This window comes from Natronobacterium texcoconense (genome assembly GCF_900104065.1).
GTDB lineage: Archaea > Halobacteriota > Halobacteria > Halobacteriales > Natrialbaceae > Natronobacterium > Natronobacterium texcoconense.
On the sequence record NZ_FNLC01000007.1, the window covers coordinates 102,071 to 118,983 of the forward strand.

The following is a 16,913-nucleotide window of genomic DNA, read 5'->3' on the forward strand; positions in this document are numbered from 1 at the left end:
ATGCGTGCCGATTCGTTGTTGCAGAGTGTCCGCCGGGTCGACGATCAGGGGGAGCGTCTCCTCTCGCTGCGGACGTTTTCGGGGCCCGAACCGTCGCGGCGGATCGACGTCGCGACGGCGACGCTCGGCGACCTCGCAGAACTGCTCCGGACTGGCGCTCCGTTTCCGCCGCGGGTGGGGGATACGACGATTAGACGGGCCGATTTCGACGCCTCTCCAGCCGGATCGTCGACGACAGCCGAAACCGATCGGGCGCGATCGACCGATCTCGTCCTCGGCGTCCTCGAGCACAGTTACGAGCGAGGCGGGGCGAGGATCGACGACTTCGAACCGGCACTCGCAGATCGGATCGCGGCCGACGACCGCCTCGAAACCGTCGGTTCGTGGGTGCTGGTGCCGCTCTCGTCGACCGCGCCGTACGCCCGAAACTGGTGGCCGGTCGTCGAGACGCTCCTCGACCGTCTCGAGGGCGTTCTCGAGGATTTCAGACGGGTTTCGCGGCGTGTCCGGGTCGCTGGAATCGATCACTCGCTCGCGACGGGCTGTGAGACGGTCGTCGATATGCTCGAGACGCTCTCGCTGGTCGTCAGGCGAGCCGACGCCGATTCCAGGTACGTCTCGAACCGGACGGACCAGCGTCAGGGGGAATTGCTAGCGACGATCGAGAACGCGACAGCGCAGCTACGAGGGAACGACGATGGATAATCTAACGCCAATACTGAAACGAGATCAGCCGACGTCCCGAATCAAGATCGGGGCAAAGAAAGTCGGACCGAACGCGGAGACCGTCGAAATACGCCACAACGGGAGGCGGGCCTTCTTCTACGTCGAACCGATCGAGGACTCGATCGTCGACGGGATCGGGAACAAGGTCCGGATGCACCAGAACGTCACGACGGTGTTCGGCGGAATCGACCGGGGCAAGGACTTTCTCGTCGATTCCGACGCGAGCAAGCGCGACGTCGTGGAGTGTTCGTCCGCGAAGATCCACACGAGCGAAATCTCGCCGGACGACCTCGCGCCGTTCCTCCGGGAGAACGACTACCTGTTGCATCCGATGGAAGAAGTCGTCCCGAAAGGCGACGACCTGGCGACGTTCGAGGTCGCCGCGATGGAGCCGACTGGATACAACACGCTCCGGGTAACCGAGGGGACGGAGTTCGAGTTCATCGACGCCGGCGAACTCCGGGAACTTCGCGCGACGCGGAACGCAGCAGGTCGCGGCGGCCCCGGTGCCGGTCCCGGTGAGGAGGGCGCGGACGAGGACGAGATCCAGGTCACTCTCGAGCCCAAGAAGCCGACCGTCAGCTTCGAAGAGGACGTCGCGGGGCTGCCGGAGGTCAAGCGGACGGCCGAAAACCTGCTTGCGCTGTTCGATCCCGACGTTCGCGACGAGGTGGTCGAACGCTACGGCGACGAGTTCGCCTCCCGCGGTAACAGCATGCTGCTGTACGGGCCGCCGGGCTGTGGGAAGACGCTCATCTCCGAAGCGATCGCTTACGAGGCCAAGTACAACTCGAACATCGAGGACAGCTACGGCGAGGTGAAGTTCTTAGAGATCAAGGGCAGTGACGTCCTCTCGAAGTACTCCGGCGAGTCCGAGAAACGCGTCGAGGCGATCTTCGAGAAGGCCCACGGGATCGCACAGGAGGGGTTTGCCGTCCTCTTTTTCGACGAGGTCGACACTCTCATCCCGGATCGCGGAGACGACTCGCTGCAGCGTCACGAGCGGTCACTGACCAACGCCTTCCTCCAGGAGATGAACGAGATCGAGGACAACCTGCTCGTGATCGGCGCGACGAACATGCCCTTCACCATCGATCCGGCCGCGACGAGACGGTTCCCGATCCAGCAGTTCATCCCCCAGCCCGACCGGGAGGTGATGGCCGGAGTCTGGCGCAAACACCTCTCCGAGATGAACGCCACCGAGGAGATCGACTACGAACGCCTCGGCGGTGCCTCGGAAGGGTACACGCCGGCCGAAATCGCCGACCGCGTGCTCGGCAGCGAACTCCAGCGGGAGTTCGTCGAGAGCGTCTACCAGCCCGACAGAGAGCCCATCGACCCCGATACGGACTACTTCCTCGAGCGACTCGAGGAGACCGATCCGAAGACGATCCGCCAGTACGTCGCCAGCGTCCGGACCCAGATCGACGACCTCGAGGGGTATCCGGAACTGCGCCGATACGTCGAGGATCAGGCCGACCGGCTGGGGATGCAACTGGGCAACGAGCCGTCGTCGCTCGAGCGGCTGCTCGCCGGCAGTGGGGCCGAGACGGACGAACCCGACGCTGCCGACGGCGACACCGACGGCGGCTTCGACTTCGGCGACGGTGACGGTGGCGACGACGGTAGCGGTGGAAACGGCAGTGACTGTAGCGACGACGGTGGTGGCGACGATGGCTGATCGCTACAGGCAGGTCGGCTCCTTCGAGAGCGGGCGCGTCGCGGCCGTCGGCGTCGGCGACGAGATAATCGCGATCGGTCTCGAGGACTGCGTCGAGGTCGTCGACGGAAGCCGTTCGGTCGAAATCGACCACGGCGAGCGAGTCGTCGACGTCGCGGTCGCCGACCGAATACTCGTGCTCTCGCCGGCCGAACTGACGACGTACTCCAGGGACGGCGACCGGCTCTGGAGTCAGGAACTCGAGGACGCCCACGCGATTGCGGCCATCACCGACCGCGGACTCTGTGGTATCCTCGGCCCCGACCGGTTCCGCGCCGTCGACGTCGCTACCGGCCGCGAACGGTTCGACGTCGAGCGATCGCGGCCGGGCGGTTCCGACGACGACTTGCTCGCCGTTCCCACGGGATTTCTGATCGCGACCTGGTCGTTTCTCACGCACGTCGACGCCGACGGCGAGGTGGACTTCGACCGCGACCTCTCCGCGGTCGTCCGAAGCGTCGGCCGCTGTGAGGACGCGATCGTCGCGACACTCCAGAGCGATCAGGTCGTCGGTATCCAGGCCGGTACCGGGGAACTTCGGTGGCGAACCGAACTCGAGGCGACCCACGTCGCACCCGTCGGCGAGGGAGCGGTCCTCGTGCGGACGGCCGACGGAATCCGAGCGGTCGATCCGGAGGGGACGACCGAACCGGTCGGCGATATCCCCGACGGTGACGTCTACGCGACGGCCGACGGAACGACCGTCTGTTCGGTCCACGACGGCACGGTATCGATCCACGTCCACGGCGGGGACCGACTTTCCCTCGCGGTCGCGACCGACACCGTCGGCGCGGGCGGAACGATCGACGTCGAGGTGACGAACCCGACGGATCGTGAACGGACAGTCTCGCTCGCCGTCGACGCCGCGGGTTGTTCGCTCTCGCCGAGCGACCGGACCGTCACCGTCGCTCCGGACGAAACCGTACTCGCCGAGTTCCCGGTCGCAGCCGTGCAGTCGGAGGGGCACGCTGCCCTCGAGGTCGCCGTCGACGGCTCGGTCACCCTCCGGGAGACGATCGCGCTCGAGGACGCCACAAGCGGCGAAGTGGCCGTCGAGACCGACCTCGAGCCGATCGGAATCGAAGATGGGGTCGTCGAACTCGCGGTGACCGTCGAGAACGTCGGTGACGTCGCACTCGACTCGGTTCGGCTCCTCGAGACGGGCGACAGTTCCGACGAGATGGCACCCGACGAGACGTGGACGACGACGGTACCGCAACCCTACGAGCCCGATCGACGCGTGTCGGTGGGGCTCGAGGTGGTACGCGGTGACCGTCGCCGGGAGTACGCCCCGACGTGTTCGCTTCCGCCGGCACCGACGATCGACCTCGAGGCGAACGGCGACGTTTTGCGTGCAACGGTCGCGGTAGCGGGTGAGGTCGCCGTCTCCGATCGGCTGGTACTCGAGGTGCCCGGTGTCGACCGCGTCCAGTCGCCGGTGACGATCGACGGCGAGGACCTTCTGCTGGTCGTCCCGCGGTACGACGGCGGAACCGCACGCATCGGCTTCGACGCCATCGACGTCGACGAACGGATACGGCTGTCCGGTTCGGGTCCGTTCGCGACGCCGGCGGACTCGAGCGACCCGCGTAGTCAGAACCGAGTCCGGACCGAACGTGACGAGACGCGGGAGTCGCCAGCGAACGACTCGGCTCCGCGTGCCGACCGTGGGTCGCCCGACGCTGGAACCGACCCGGGACTTGCCGTACACCGACGCGTCTCCGACGACTCGCCAGTACTCGGTCACGCCGTCCGCGACCGACTCGTCGTCGAAAACGAGGGCGACACCGCGGCGGACGTCTCCCTCACCGTCGACGGCGACCGCCTCGAGGTCGGCCCGCTAGCGCCCGGCGAGTCGACCGCGCTCGAGCGGATCGTCAGTGGCGTTTCGAGCGACGGGATCGTCCTGCCGCGAGCGACGCTCGAGGCAGACGGGCGGACCGTCGACCGACTCTCCGAGCACCGACTCGACGTCGCCAGGTCGGGTGTCGCCGTCAGAGCGGCGGTCGATCCGGCCGACGGACGGATCGTCGCCGACCTCGCGAACCGAACCGATCGGGACTGTCGAGTACTCGGCGTCGAACTCGCCGAACAGGGTGCCGAGTCGGTCGGCGAACGGCTCGCTGCCGGCGAGACGACGACCGTGTCTATCGGACCCGACGCGGATCGACGCCGGGCGCTCGAGGGCGACACTGCCGCGCTGTCGCTTCCGATCCGGTACGCCGACGGCGAGGAGGAGACGATCGATGCGCTGGCAGCGGTCGTCGCGCTCGAGTCGGGATCGGCCGCTACCGAGTCGGGTTCGGAAGACGCGCTGCTCACGACCGAAATCGGCTCGGAGACGCGGGCAGCAGGCGAGTACGGGTCAGTCGTCCTCGTCTTCGAAAATGGGAGCGACCGAACGCTTTCGAACGTCTCGGTGTCGGCGACCGGCGACCCCATCGACGAGACGTTCTACTCGGCGGCCCACCGTGAGGTGCTCGAAGCAGGCGACTGGATCGAACACTTCGTCGACCTCGAGGCAGGTGTCGACGACCCGACGTTCGAGGCGACGGTGGAGTACGCGCTCGAGGACGTCGAGCGAGAGTACACCGTTCGTGCGTCGGGGCCAGCAGTCGCAGACGAGGACGACTGGACCGACGATCACCTGGCCGCGTGGTCGGTCGACCGGATCGACGAGTCGACGTCGTCGACGCCGTCCGTGCCGACGCTCCCGCCGTCACTGGCGACGCCGTTCCGTACGCGGTAAGGAGTTGCTGTCCTCGAGGGAAATCGAAGAAAATTACGGGACGCTTACATCAGGAAGTCGCCAGTAACGGACTCGTGAGCGTCCTGGACGTACCAGTACATCCGGCGAGCGGTCCGTGTAACGATCCCTGCCGCGACGATTCCGTAGACGCCGATCGCGAGGAACAGCGAGATTCGGGCCGTACTCAACGCGGTAGCGCGATCCTCGTGTTCGGCGGCCACCGTTTCGGCACGGTTCGATTCACCCGCGTTCTCGAACGCCGCGACTGCATCGTCGTACGAGTCGTGTAGCTCCGCCGTTCTATCGGTAACCGTATCGTACTCCGCCGGATTCAACAGCAGCGGCTGGCCCAGCACCGTCACGAACTGCTCGGACTCCATCGACTCCCAGACGTCGTCGGCCTCCTGCGCGGCACCTGCACCCTCGGCGACCGTCTCGGAGTACTCCTCGAACGCTGCGTCGGCCTCGCTCTCGAGTTCCGCAGCGCGCTGTTCGTCGCCCTGGAGGACAGCAACCCGCGCCAGTTCACGCTGGATCGTCGCCTCCTCGATCAGCGATAGCTCGCCGTCCTCGAGGCGCTGCTCGTAGTGGGCTTCCTGTTCGTCGATCAGCGTCTCGAGATCCTCCTCTGCGGCTCCGAGAACGTCCCTGCTTTCGCTGCGAAGCTGGTTACCCTCGAGCTGGTCTGCGTACATCCCCATCGTGTTGTACGCGGCGGAGGCCTGGACGATACTTGCCTGAGCCTCGTCGTGTTCGCCCTCTTCGAGCAGGTCGGTCGCGTCGTCGGTCGCCTCGAGGTACAGCACCGACGCGCTCCCGAAGGCGAGCACGGTCGAGACGTCGTCGCCGTCCGCATCGCCCGCGCGCATCTCGTCGTCCATCGTCTCGACGATCGAGAGGGTGCCGTCGGGAACGGTGCCGGAGTGACCGGCGAGGTCGTTCTGGATCGGATCGAGATCGAGTGGGACCGGCGACGCGACGACTCGTAGTCGTTCTCTTTCGTCGTCGTTGCCCTCGATTCTGTACGTCCACTCGTAGGTCTCTCCCAGTTCCGCCTCGGTGTCGAACTCGAGCGCGAACGAGACGGTGTCGGACCCGCCAGCCTGCAGGTCCGAGGGTCCGCTCCGGACGGTGAGCCAGTCGTCGGGGCCGTCCACGAGGGTCATCTCGACGCCGTCGACGTCGTTGTAGCCGAGTTCCTCCTCGAGGGTGGTCGACGCCTCCTCGTACTCCCCGGTCGGAACGTCGCCGAACGAGATGCCGTTTACGACGAGTTCGGTGCCGTGGACGATCTCTATGTCCTCGTCGTAGCTGGTGCCGTCGACGTCGGGCGAACTCGCCGACGCGGAGAAGTCGTACTCGCCCTCCGAGAGTTCGGTATCCGCGGTCACTTCGACGTCGACTACTTCCGTGGACTGCCCCTCGATCTCGTCGGGAACGTCGTCGTCATCGACGTCGACGTCGATGTCCCAGCTGGAAGACGATGCCGACACGCTGCTGACCTCGAGCGGCTGGTCGCCGTCGTTGGGAACCGCCAGTTCGATCGTCTTGGTGATCTCACCCTGGTCTTTCGGTTCGTCGAAGACCATCGGATCGCCGAACGCGAGTTCGCCGAAGTAACCGGGGTAGATGACTCGAGCCTCAGCGGTCGTCTGGCGAGTAACGCCATCTTCCGTCTCGAGTTCGACCGTCCACGACAGCGTCTCGTGTTGGGAGGCGTCGTCGTCGGCGGTCACTTCCCAACTGGCGCTCGAGCCCGAACTGCTCATTTCGAGCGTGCCGTCGGAATCGGAACTGACGACCGAGACGTCGACGTTGCCGATCGAACCCTCGCTGCCGATCTGTTCGATGCTGGCCTCTCCGGACTCGGAGTCGCCGACGAGAACGTCACCGAGATCCAGCGGCTCCTCCTCGAAGCCCGCTGCTGGCTGGACTTCGACGTGGAAGCCGAATCCGTCACCACCGGCTGCCCCATCTACCGAACCCGTTTTCGCATCTGTGCCCGCACTGACAGTGAGCCCGACACTCTCTTCCTCACCGGGAGCGACTGTGACGGAACCCTGATGGGGCGACACGCTCACTCCATCCGGAGTGCTCGTAATATCGATACTGACCGTCTCTTCGCTATCTCCAGTGTTCTCGACCGTAAGCGATGTTTCGGTATCACCACCAGCGACCACGTCTACGTCCGATGGGCCACTGGTCACCTCGGTGGCCTGTGCAGCCGGCACTATCGCTAACCCGAACGCCAGCAACACCGCGAGCACTACGAGTCCTCGCCTAGACATCGCTATCACCCACCGTTACGACCGAGCCGACCTGTGCCCGCTCGTAGGTCCGCTGCCAGGCGAAGATCCGTCGCAGGAGAATCGTTCCTAGTAGGCCGACGACGACCCCGTAGCCGACGAGCACTGTCACCGAAGCGACTGCGAGCGACAGCTGTGTACCCCAGACCTCGCCCCCGACCGCGGCGATCTCTTCCTCGCGGTCCTCGAGGCCGTGTGCCGCCGCTTCGCTTTCGGCAGCACTGATCTCGGCGCTGACCGTTCGAACCTGCTGGTAGTTCTCGAACGTCTCGAGGGAACCCGGGACGCCGGCGACGGTGTTCCCGACGCTCTCACAGTCCGCACAGCGGTCGAGGAACGCCTCGGCGTCTTCTTCGGCCTCGTCGATCTGCTCGAGTGACGACTCGTAGGCTGCGGTCTCCTGTTCGACCTGAACGTTGAACTCCGCCGCCTCGTCGGGCATGTTCGCTCGCTCGTAGGCCGTCGCGGTCATCGAGAGGTACTCGATCCGGTCGGGCGTCCGTTCGGCGGCGTCAGCCTCGTCGTGGAGGCCGCCGGCCAGTCCCTCGTAGAACCGCGTCAGCGCGAGATCCGCGAGCGTCGCCTGAGTCGACTCGAGGTCGTCGATTCGGTCGTCCGTCCGTTCGGCGTACTCGAGGCTCCGCTCGTACTCGCCGGCCTCGGCGTAGTCGTAGGCCTGCTCGAATGCCATCATCGTCTCGTGGATGGCTTCGAACTCCGCGCGCTCGCTGGCGTCGAGCGATCCAGTATCCTGGACCTGGGTGACGGCGAACGTCCGGATCGTCTCGAACTCGTCGTACTCCTCGTAGGCGTCGGTACCTTCCATCGTGCGGAACTCGTCGAAGTAGTCGTCGGCCGTCCGCGGTTCGTCGGCGACGACGGCCGTGGCGAACAGCGGTACCGTCACGACGACTGCGACGACCATGACGACGAGCAATCCTATGCGAGTGCTGTCTGGGATCTTTCTTTCCATGCGTCAGAACACCGTCCGTGAAAGTCGCTCGCGGAGGGCGTCGTGCTCGAACAGCCGTTCGACCGCATCGAACACCACCAGGGACGCATAAAGGGCCACGACCGCTTCGCGTTCGCGGTCGGTATCGTCGAAGAGTTCCCAGGCACGCTGGTGCATCTCCCGTGCCGGCGCGGTCTCGGAGACGTCCTGCCGGGCGTCTTCGATCCGTTCTCCGACTGCGTTGTACCGTTCTTTGAGTTCTCTCCGTTGCTCCTTCGGCTCCGCCTCGAGCCGCTCGAACAGCTCGAACAGTTCCTCGAGTTCGTACTCGCCGCGCCAGCGAACGCCGGGATCGGGCATGTCCGCACAGGCAGCAAAGAGGTCGATAGTTCGCTTCGTCGTCATCGCATCGTTGATCGCATCCGTCGTCCTCGCGGCGGTCTCGAGAATCGCGTTGGCGAGCACGTCCGGATCGACGTCGACGTCGCTGTCCACGAACAGGTGACCGGAGTCGGGAATCGACTCGACGGCCTCGAGCATCGATTCGACGACCGACGCGTAGTACGCCGGGATAGCCGTATCGCGCCCGGAGTGGACGGTCAGCGACTCGAGATCCTGCCGGATGCGGTCGATCCGGACGGCCTGGTCGTCTTTCCCGCTCGAGAGCGTCCAGGTGAACTGAGCGTTTACCGACGCGTCCACGGTATCGTCTTCCGTGACTGTGAGCGGTGCTTCGTCGTCGTCGAATACCTCGTGGTAGCCGTCCGGTGCTGGAATCTCGGCCCGATAGTTGCCGATCAGTACGTCACCTTCAACGACGCCGTTGCTGTCGGGTTCGACTGGAATATCGTTGGCGCGATGATCCGGAAACGGCTCGTTCTCGTTCGGGACGAGTCGGAGTGACAGCCATTCGTTCGGAACGCCGTCGATCCGCGAAGTGACCCGAACCCGCCCCGTTCGGGACGGGAGTGCGACCGTCGAATCTTCGTTACGACCGAACCGAACGGTCTCCGTTCGACTCTCGTACTTCTCGTGGCTGACCTCGACCTCGACGCTCGAGCCGTCCTCCGTCGGCTCGACCGTGACAGTGCCGTCGCCGTGTTGCTTTAGTTCCGTATCTGGTTCGCCAACGACGTCGACGGTTGCTTCGGGAATCGTCTTCTGTTTTTTCGACTTGCGGGTTGTCGACTCGTCGACGATAGTAACCGTCGTCGGAGAGGTGATCGCGAGGGTGGCGGACGAGCTACGGTGACTCACTTCGACGGGCTCGGACGAATGGGAGCCGTCCGTCGCCCACAGCTTCCACACGCCCCGTTCCGGGAGCGGAACCGGTCCGCTTCCGTTCTCGACGCGTTCCTTACCGCCGAGGCTGCTATCGCTCGCGTGTTCGTACTTGACTGTCACGTCTTCGTCGATATCCCGGGTTCCGTCGGTGATCGTGACGGTTGCCGTGAATCCCGGCTCTTCGGGCTCCGGACTCGAGCCGAACCGCCGGTAGGTCGCTGGCGCGACGATCGTTCCGAGGAGGACGGCGATCCCGCCGAGGAGGTGCTCGATAGAGAAGTCGTTGATCGGATCCAGTGAAATATCGTTCAGGTAGAAGACACTGATCGTCGCCGCAGCCGTCAGACAGAGGCCGATGACTGCGAAAAGTGCGAGATTCACTGCCGTTGCAGCCCTGAATTTGCTGCCGACGGCACCCAGGCTGGTTCCGATAACCAGCGAGAGGACCAACGGTGCGACGAGCGCTAGTTCCTCGATGGACGGCAGTGACAGTCCGTCGTCGAGTTCGGACGTCTCGACCGTCGCGACGCCCGCCGCAGTCTGTAGCAGAAGTTCGTCGCCGGCATCCTTTCCCTCGATCTCGAGTTCGAGCTGTCCGTTCTCGCCGATCTCGCCGCCGGCGTACGTGTAGTTCTGACCCTCGACCGGTTCGGGGACGACAGACGTGACCTCGAGTCCGGCGACACCCTGCTGGAACTCGAGTGTGTTCCCGTCGACGGACGCCGTGAGTGCGAACGGACCGGGGTACTCGAGATTGTCCTCTTCGACGACGGTTTCGTCGTCGGAGTTGGTCACGGTGATCGAAACGCTGTCGCCGGGTGACAGCGAATCGAGTCCGTACACGCCTGGTCGGAGCCGTTCGGTAGTATCGGCGCCCTCTACGTCCACGTCGTACTCCTCTCCGCCGAGCAGCGGGTGCCAGACGGCGAGCTGACCGTCGACGGCCCGGATATCTGCTTCGAGAGGGAGTGTCCCGCCGTCTATCTTCTCGCCGTCGCTCGTTCGAACCTCGAGTTCGATCTCGTCACCGGGTTCGACGTCGGGGGGCCCGTCGTACTCGATGGCAAGCTGGTTTCCGTTGACGACGGTCGCCTCGAGTGGGTCGTCGTCGGAGGCGGTAACGGTGACGTTGATTTCGTCACCCGGTTCCAAGCCGGTCGTTTCGGAGCCGTTCAACGGCACGCGGAGTACGTCGGTCGCGTTCTCGTCGTCGCCGGCCCCGTCGATCCAGACTGGCACGTCCTCGTCGAAGGAGACGTCGTACGACGGTGCGGTTTCGTTCTCGGCTGTGTCTTCTCCCCCGTCGTCAGCCGCTGCAACGCCCGGGGCGACTGCGCCGGCGAGCGCGAGCGCCACGACGACGGCGACCACGACGAGGCCCGCTCTCACGACAGTCGTTCGAACGTCGGTTGTGTGTTGTGCGTCCATGGCTCGTCACTCCGCGTTCCGGTCGACGTACGACTCGAGGTTGTCGACGATGCGATCCAGTTCGCTCTCGCTGAGGTCGCTCTCGCCACGGCCACCACCGGCGAGACTGTCGCCGAGCATCTCGAACTCGTCCCAGGAGTGCTCGAGCAGCGGGTTCAGGTCGAAGCCGCCGAGCAACAGCAGGACGTCGACGTCGCTTCCGCGGCCCCGTTTCGGCGTGAGGCTGGCCTGTCCAGCGACGTTGATGTCGTGTTTCTCCGTCCAGTCGCGGAAGGCCCCGTAGACGTCTGGTTCGGTAATCGCGTCGTTCTCGATCATGCTCTCGGGGGCGCGAACGATCGCGTATGCTGCCTGCGTCGTGCCGACGTCCATCGGCACGTACGTGTTCCCTGCGGCCTGGTCGAGCATGTACTCGAGTTCGTACACTTCGCCGTTGAGGTCCGTCGCGACCGCTGGCGTGAAGTGGTAGGCGTCCATCTGGGACGGGATCGTCACGTAATCTTTCACGTCGATCACGCTTCGGGTCTCGCGGCCGGCGCCGATCATCAGGTCGACCGCGGTGATGATCGCGTCGTTGATCGAGTCGTAGTGACGGCCGTTGCCGTTCTCCTCGTCGTCGAGGTGGGAGTTTGCAGCGAGCAGGACCATGTCGGCGTTCTGTCCGCCATCGTCGACCCGGAGCAGCCGAGAGAGCCCACAGACCGCGTTGAAGTGTCGCTGCGGCGGCTCGGTGTAGTAGGGCCAGACGCCGAAGGCAGTGTGGATCACGCTGTCCATCCACTCTTCGGCCGCGCCGTCGTCGTCCAGGTCCTCGAGACCGTGTTTGAACTGGTCGACGACGTAGGGAATCGACCCGTTTCCGGTACCGCCGCCGAGCGTGGCGACGTGCATGAACGCGTCGGCGTGTCCGAAGTTGTCCTTGATCCGGTTGACGATCCGATCGAGGCTCTCGCGGGCACAGGCCTCCCCGTTCGGGAAGAAGTTCCCGGCTCCCTGCTGGGAACCGAATTCGAGGGCGTACGATCCCATCATCTCCTCCTCTCCCTGTTCGTCGTGTAACTGCTCTCGCATCCGGTCGATCGTGTTCCGGAGGTCCGCCCGGTTCGTGTTCATCACCAGGATCCGGTCGTCGATTCCCGGATTCTCTGTTCGGTCGAAAAACTGCGACGTGATCCGTCCGCCACCCTCTCCCGAGGCGATGACGCTCCATCTCGTAAACGTGTCCGTTGGTGCCATGTTACTGTATCTCGATCGCTGTTTCGGTGGTCGTCACGCTGTGCTCCGTCTCGTCGATCGTCGCGATCACATCCCGGATAATCGAGTCGGACACCGGTGCCGAGAGGAAGTTCTGTCTGAGTTCGTCGAAGGGAAGTCGATCACCCGACTCGACGTTGTACTCGAGAACGTTCGTCAACTCCCGCTCGAGTTCTTCGCGGTCGTAGACGACGATTTCGTCGCCGTCCCGGTAGACGTCGTACTCGGTACGCTCGCTCCATGTCGCGAGCAGACACGGCGCGTGTGGGTCTCGCACCGGGAGGTCCATCGTCGTCGAGACGTACCCTTCCTCGTCGAACAGGTCCTCGAGGTGGGGCCGCATCTCCGGGAGCACCTCCTCGATGTCCGTATCGAGGTCTCCACAGAGTTGCTCCTGGAGGCTTCGCTCGGTGAACTCGAGGTCGATCTCGGTGCCGTCGTCGATCTCAATCTCCCGTTCGACGATGCCGAACGCCTCGTCGCCCGGATCGGCGACGAGCGTGTGGGTGCCCGCGGGCACGTCCTCGAACGTTATCGTGCCGGCGACTCGCGTCTCGACGGTTTCGGTCGCCGCGTAGCCGCCGGTCAGTTCGATCGTCGCCGTCCGGACGTCGCCGCCGCGTTCGTACGCGACGTCGACGGTGAGTTCGTACGTCTCGACGTCGCCACGTCGAAGGACGGGCACGTCGGGATCGAACTCGACGCCCTCGTTCCGACGGAAGTAGAGCCCGAGGAACTGGTCTGCGTGGCGCATCGGCAACTCCTCGCCGGTCACTTCGCCCTCGCGCTCGAGCGTCTCCTCGATCGTCTCGGCGACGTCGTCGTAGGCGTCGACGACCGCCGCTTTGGTGCTCGCCGTCTCGAGGGCCTCGACCAGTTGCGTCGCGACTTCGCTCCAGCGGTCGGTAAACGCCTCGAGATCGCCGATTTCCTCGAGTTCGTCGACGAAGCGTTCACCGACGACCGACGGCTCGCTGTAGTAGCCCGACGGGAGATCGGCGTCTCGGAGCGTCTCCACGTCGTCCGCGAGGTCACCTTCCATCGCGGCGATCACGTCGACGCACGTCCGGCGCAGGTCCGCGCGTGGCCGACTCAGTTCCGCCAGATCCAGCGCCGAGTCGAGTTCCTCGACGGTCGACTCGATGCGATCGATCTCGTCGACGTAGTCGGCGTCGACGTGGGCGTCGACTCCGGTCCGATCGACGGCGTCGATCAGGGACCGCAACGTCTCGCGTTCCTCCTCGAACGACCCGGAGAACTGATCGCGAAGCCGGTCCCGCGCCTCGAGGATCGATTCGACGGCGTCGTCGAACGCGTCTTCGTCGAGGGCCTCGCGTGCGTCTTCGAGGTCGCGATCGATGGTGTCCGCGTCGTCGGGACGAACGTCTCCCCGCCCCATCTCGCGGACGGTGCCGATCGCGTCCTCGAACGATTCCGTCGCCTCCGTCCGGAGGGCCTCGATCGCGTCTCGACACTCCGGCACCGAGGCTTCCCGCTCCGGATCGAGTTCGGGATAGGCGTCGTGGTCGGCGTCTGCGAGGTCGACCTCTTCCAGGCGCTCGAGTGCAGCCTGGATTCGCGATCGTTCGCCGGCACCGAACTCGCGGAACGAAGACGCAACGTCATCCTCGAGGGTCTCGATCTCGGTCGATAGCCGTTCGAACTCCTGGAGGTCGCCGTTCTTGACGCCCTTTCCGAGGTCGAACGCGCCCGACTCGAGGTCGACGGTGACGCCCTGCGTCTCGAAGTCACCCGCGATCGACTCCATCCGGGCGTCGACGCCAGGATTCCAGTCGGCGTAGGCGCTCTCGAGGCTGTTTACCCGTCGAACGCACTGCTGGAACTCCTCGGCGACCGACCGGGCGCGGGTGCGGACGAACTGCTGTTCGCTGGTGCCGCTGCGGGCGACGACGCCGCGGACGTACAGCGTGATCCCGGTGACGACGACCAGCGGGATGCCCACGAGCACGAACCAGGTCGCGGCCTGTGAGCCGGACCAGACGAAGATACCGGCACCGAGCGCCGCCGCGAGGACGACGAGTCCGCCGATTCCGGCGGCAGTCTTCCCGTTCCCGTTCATCGGATCACCCCCAGCAACTCGACGTCGACTCCGAAGTGGAGAACGAAGACGGCGATTCCCGCTATTGCGAGGACGAGTCCGAGCAGGATCGGCAACAGTGCCGTCTTCCGGTCGTAACTGACGTCCCGGCTCAGCTTCATCTTCTCGTCGACGCGCCTCGCGGCGATCAACGGCAGTGCAGCGCCGGCGACGGAACCGACGAGCAGGCCGCCGAGAAGCGGCCCGAACAGAGCGATCTGAACCGTCGATTTCGGCTCGTTGCGCTCGCTCTCTACCGCATCCACGTACTCGTCTGTCGCGTTCGCGAGCGCCTCGGTTCGCTGAGTACGCTGTGTGTCGATCGTCTCGATCACACCGACCGTCCCCGTCGCGTTCCCCGCTTTCGTCTCGCTTCGTAGGTAATTCACGAACGCAATCTCGTCTTCGGTCATGTTCTGGTTCCGGTCGTCGAGGCGCTCGAGCGTCGCATTCGCGTTGTCCAGCGCTTCCTCGAAGTTCGTCTCGTCGTCTTCGATCGCTGCGATCGACTCGTTCAACTGATCGATCTCGTCCTGAAGGCGGTCCGACGACTCGAGATACTGCTCCTCGTGAGACTCGTACTCGCCGTCGCTTTCCGTGATCCAGTCGACGTCCTCGAGTTCGGAACTGTCTGCCGCGACAGTGCCGCCGACGATGGCGATTCCGACCGCTAGTACCGTCACGAGAATCAGGGCTCGCGTCGCACTAGTCATGTAACCGCCTCCTGATCTGTCGGTTCTTGTGCCAGTAGGTGAGAGCGCTCGCGACGACGAGTCCGACGCCGAGACCGATCAGGAGTCCGCCAGCGGCGACGAATAGTGGATCGGCCGCGAGTTCGAGTGTCGTCTGTGCTCGGTCGGTCGCTCCGGTAGCGTCTCCGATCGGTGATTCGGCCGCTGCGACGCCGACGAAGCCGAGACACGCCAGCGCGACTGCGAGCGTTCTGGTCGTAGCCCGTCGTAGCCTCCGTTTCATGCCAGCAACTCCTCCGTCTCCGTCTCGTAGGCGTCTGCGGCCGCTTCGATCTCCTCGAGGCGGTCGATGTCCTCACGCCGGTAGGTCAGTAGCGTCGTCACCGACGCGAGGTTCCGGTCGCTGAGTGCGACGCCGAGATTCACTTCGCTCAGTCCGCAACTGCGCTCTAAGAACTCCTTGACCGTTCCCGTCTCGATACTGTACGGTCCGGCCTCGAGGTTCGCGCTCGGAGCCCTGACGAGCGAGATGGCCTTCTGTGCGTCGTCGACGTCCGCGTTCGCGAGCGTCTGTTTCGACGCCGACAGCCGGGACAGCGCGGCGCTGTCGATCTCTCGCTTGCCGACGAACGGCAACAGGTAGCCCGGCAACGATCGGGTCATCGTCACCGATCGTCCGATCGCGCCGTACCCCGGCTTCGAGTCGTCGGTGCCGACGCCGAACGACAGCGAGGTTACGATGTCCCGAACGTCGATGTCGGGTGTGTCGATTCCCTCGACCTCGCTCGCGTCGACGCTGCTGAGCATCGGGCCGGCGACCATGTCGTGGATCGCCGCCGCGACGTACTCGTTGTACTCGCCGAACTCGCCGCCGGCGGAGTCGAGATACGAGATGCGCTGGTTGTCGACGAGGATGATGCCGTCGACCTCCTCCTCGAGCCGATTCAGGCCGTAGCGGGCGTTCCAGGCCTGTCGGCCGGCGGTCGTCTCCTCGTCGTCGGAACCGCTGCTCCCCTGCATGTTCGGCAGGATGGCGACGGCGATGATCTTCGTGTTATCGTCCGTGAACGCCTTGATCTCCCGTGCGAGGTGTGGGCTGATGCCACAGCCGGTTCCACCGCCGAGTCCGAGAAAGAGGAAGGCAAACTGGATCGTATCGGACCGGCCGCGGTCGGCCGCGTTGCCGCCGGATTCGTCGTACTCCGACTCGAAGCCGCGCTCGAACTTCTCGCTGAAGATCGTCTGTAGCTCCGAGGTGTGGTCGTCCATCACCTCGTCGGCCGCGGCGGGGTTGCGCCCGAAGCCGCCGGTAACCATCTCCTCGAAGCCGGGTTCGGTTCCCTGAACCAGGCCGTGCTGTTCCGCGATGCCGTACTGATCTTCGGCGGGCACGTTCGACAGGTTCTGGAGGTCCCGCATCGTCGAGTTAAAGACCAGCGGTCGACCGAGCGTCGAGATGTCGGTCGATTCGAACAGCCCTAACATCGAGTCGTCGGTATAATCGAAGATCGCATCGACGATCGCTCCCCCTGCCTGTCCCGCCCCTACGAACAGGTATGTCATTTGAGTTTCAACTGATTATGTATTTCACACACAAAATAATTGATAGACGATACACGTTTCGACGGTAGGTAGTAATCGAGTATCACCTAATAAAGATATTGGCTGTTGCTGTTATCTCGTTCTATTCGGACGTTTGGGCGT

Annotated in this window: 11 protein-coding genes; 3 read left to right on the forward strand and 8 right to left on the reverse strand. The window is 64.7% G+C overall.

What is annotated here, in order from left to right; translation table 11 throughout:
* The 3 genes from BLR35_RS19635 to BLR35_RS19645 are packed head-to-tail and all read left to right on the forward strand — an operon-like array spanning position 1 to position 5,195.
* Positions 1-705: a hypothetical protein gene (locus BLR35_RS19635; protein WP_090385966.1), complete on the forward strand. Its 705-nt coding sequence runs from the start codon at positions 1-3 to the stop codon at positions 703-705.
* A complete protein-coding gene (locus BLR35_RS19640) occupies positions 698-2,407 on the forward strand; it encodes an ATP-binding protein (protein WP_090385969.1) in 1,710 nt (569 codons plus the stop codon). The genes BLR35_RS19635 and BLR35_RS19640 overlap by 8 nt, the downstream gene beginning before the upstream one ends.
* Positions 2,400-5,195, forward strand: coding sequence for a hypothetical protein (locus tag BLR35_RS19645; protein WP_090386050.1), 2,796 nt, complete (start codon positions 2,400-2,402; stop codon positions 5,193-5,195). The genes BLR35_RS19640 and BLR35_RS19645 overlap by 8 nt, the downstream gene beginning before the upstream one ends.
* Positions 5,196-5,239: 44 nt before the next feature.
* On the opposite strand, the gene BLR35_RS19650 is transcribed toward BLR35_RS19645, so the two are convergent.
* The 8 genes from BLR35_RS19650 to BLR35_RS19685 are packed head-to-tail and all read right to left on the reverse strand — an operon-like array spanning position 5,240 to position 16,772.
* Positions 5,240-7,483 carry a COG1470 family protein gene (locus BLR35_RS19650; RefSeq protein WP_090385972.1) on the reverse strand — a complete coding sequence of 748 codons (2,244 nt, stop codon included), beginning with the start codon at positions 7,481-7,483 and terminating at the stop codon, positions 5,240-5,242.
* The gene (locus BLR35_RS19655; RefSeq protein ID WP_244510292.1) at positions 7,476-8,474 is read right to left on the reverse strand and encodes a hypothetical protein; all 999 of its coding nucleotides are present in this window, start codon (positions 8,472-8,474) and stop codon (positions 7,476-7,478) included. Before BLR35_RS19655 ends, BLR35_RS19650 begins: the two co-directional genes overlap by 8 nt.
* Before the next feature lie 3 nt (positions 8,475-8,477).
* Complete coding sequence (locus BLR35_RS19660) at positions 8,478-11,165, reverse strand: COG1361 family protein (RefSeq protein ID WP_090385975.1); 2,688 nt, start codon at positions 11,163-11,165, stop codon at positions 8,478-8,480.
* Between the two features lie 6 nt (positions 11,166-11,171).
* A complete protein-coding gene (locus BLR35_RS19665) occupies positions 11,172-12,401 on the reverse strand; it encodes an FtsZ/tubulin family protein (RefSeq protein WP_090385978.1) in 1,230 nt (409 codons plus the stop codon).
* A 1-nt stretch (position 12,402) separates the two neighbouring features.
* The gene (locus BLR35_RS19670; RefSeq protein WP_090385981.1) at positions 12,403-14,499 is read right to left on the reverse strand and encodes a hypothetical protein; all 2,097 of its coding nucleotides are present in this window, start codon (positions 14,497-14,499) and stop codon (positions 12,403-12,405) included.
* Complete coding sequence (locus BLR35_RS19675) at positions 14,496-15,230, reverse strand: hypothetical protein (protein WP_090385984.1); 735 nt, start codon at positions 15,228-15,230, stop codon at positions 14,496-14,498. Before BLR35_RS19675 ends, BLR35_RS19670 begins: the two co-directional genes overlap by 4 nt.
* Positions 15,223-15,492 carry a hypothetical protein gene (locus BLR35_RS19680; RefSeq protein WP_090385987.1) on the reverse strand — a complete coding sequence of 90 codons (270 nt, stop codon included), beginning with the start codon at positions 15,490-15,492 and terminating at the stop codon, positions 15,223-15,225. Before BLR35_RS19680 ends, BLR35_RS19675 begins: the two co-directional genes overlap by 8 nt.
* Positions 15,489-16,772: an FtsZ/tubulin family protein gene (locus BLR35_RS19685; RefSeq protein ID WP_090385990.1), complete on the reverse strand. Its 1,284-nt coding sequence runs from the start codon at positions 16,770-16,772 to the stop codon at positions 15,489-15,491. The genes BLR35_RS19680 and BLR35_RS19685 overlap by 4 nt, the downstream gene beginning before the upstream one ends.
* Positions 16,773-16,913: the final 141 nt, after the last annotated feature.

Bases quoted from the DNA above. Each gene is read 5' to 3' on its own strand.
- BLR35_RS19675 (WP_090385984.1), bottom strand. From the start codon at position 15,230: ATGACTAGTGCGACGCGAGCCCTGATTCTCGTGACGGTACTAGCGGTC.
- BLR35_RS19655 (WP_244510292.1), bottom strand. From the start codon at position 8,474: ATGGAAAGAAAGATCCCAGACAGCACTCGCATAGGATTGCTCGTCGTC.
- BLR35_RS19635 (WP_090385966.1), top strand. From the start codon at position 1: ATGCGTGCCGATTCGTTGTTGCAGAGTGTCCGCCGGGTCGACGATCAG.
- BLR35_RS19670 (WP_090385981.1), bottom strand. From the start codon at position 14,499: ATGAACGGGAACGGGAAGACTGCCGCCGGAATCGGCGGACTCGTCGTC.
- BLR35_RS19685 (WP_090385990.1), bottom strand. From the start codon at position 16,772: ATGACATACCTGTTCGTAGGGGCGGGACAGGCAGGGGGAGCGATCGTC.
- BLR35_RS19660 (WP_090385975.1), bottom strand. From the start codon at position 11,165: ATGGACGCACAACACACAACCGACGTTCGAACGACTGTCGTGAGAGCG.
- BLR35_RS19665 (WP_090385978.1), bottom strand. From the start codon at position 12,401: ATGGCACCAACGGACACGTTTACGAGATGGAGCGTCATCGCCTCGGGA.
- BLR35_RS19640 (WP_090385969.1), top strand. From the start codon at position 698: ATGGATAATCTAACGCCAATACTGAAACGAGATCAGCCGACGTCCCGA.
- BLR35_RS19650 (WP_090385972.1), bottom strand. From the start codon at position 7,483: ATGTCTAGGCGAGGACTCGTAGTGCTCGCGGTGTTGCTGGCGTTCGGG.
- BLR35_RS19645 (WP_090386050.1), top strand. From the start codon at position 2,400: ATGGCTGATCGCTACAGGCAGGTCGGCTCCTTCGAGAGCGGGCGCGTC.
- BLR35_RS19680 (WP_090385987.1), bottom strand. From the start codon at position 15,492: ATGAAACGGAGGCTACGACGGGCTACGACCAGAACGCTCGCAGTCGCG.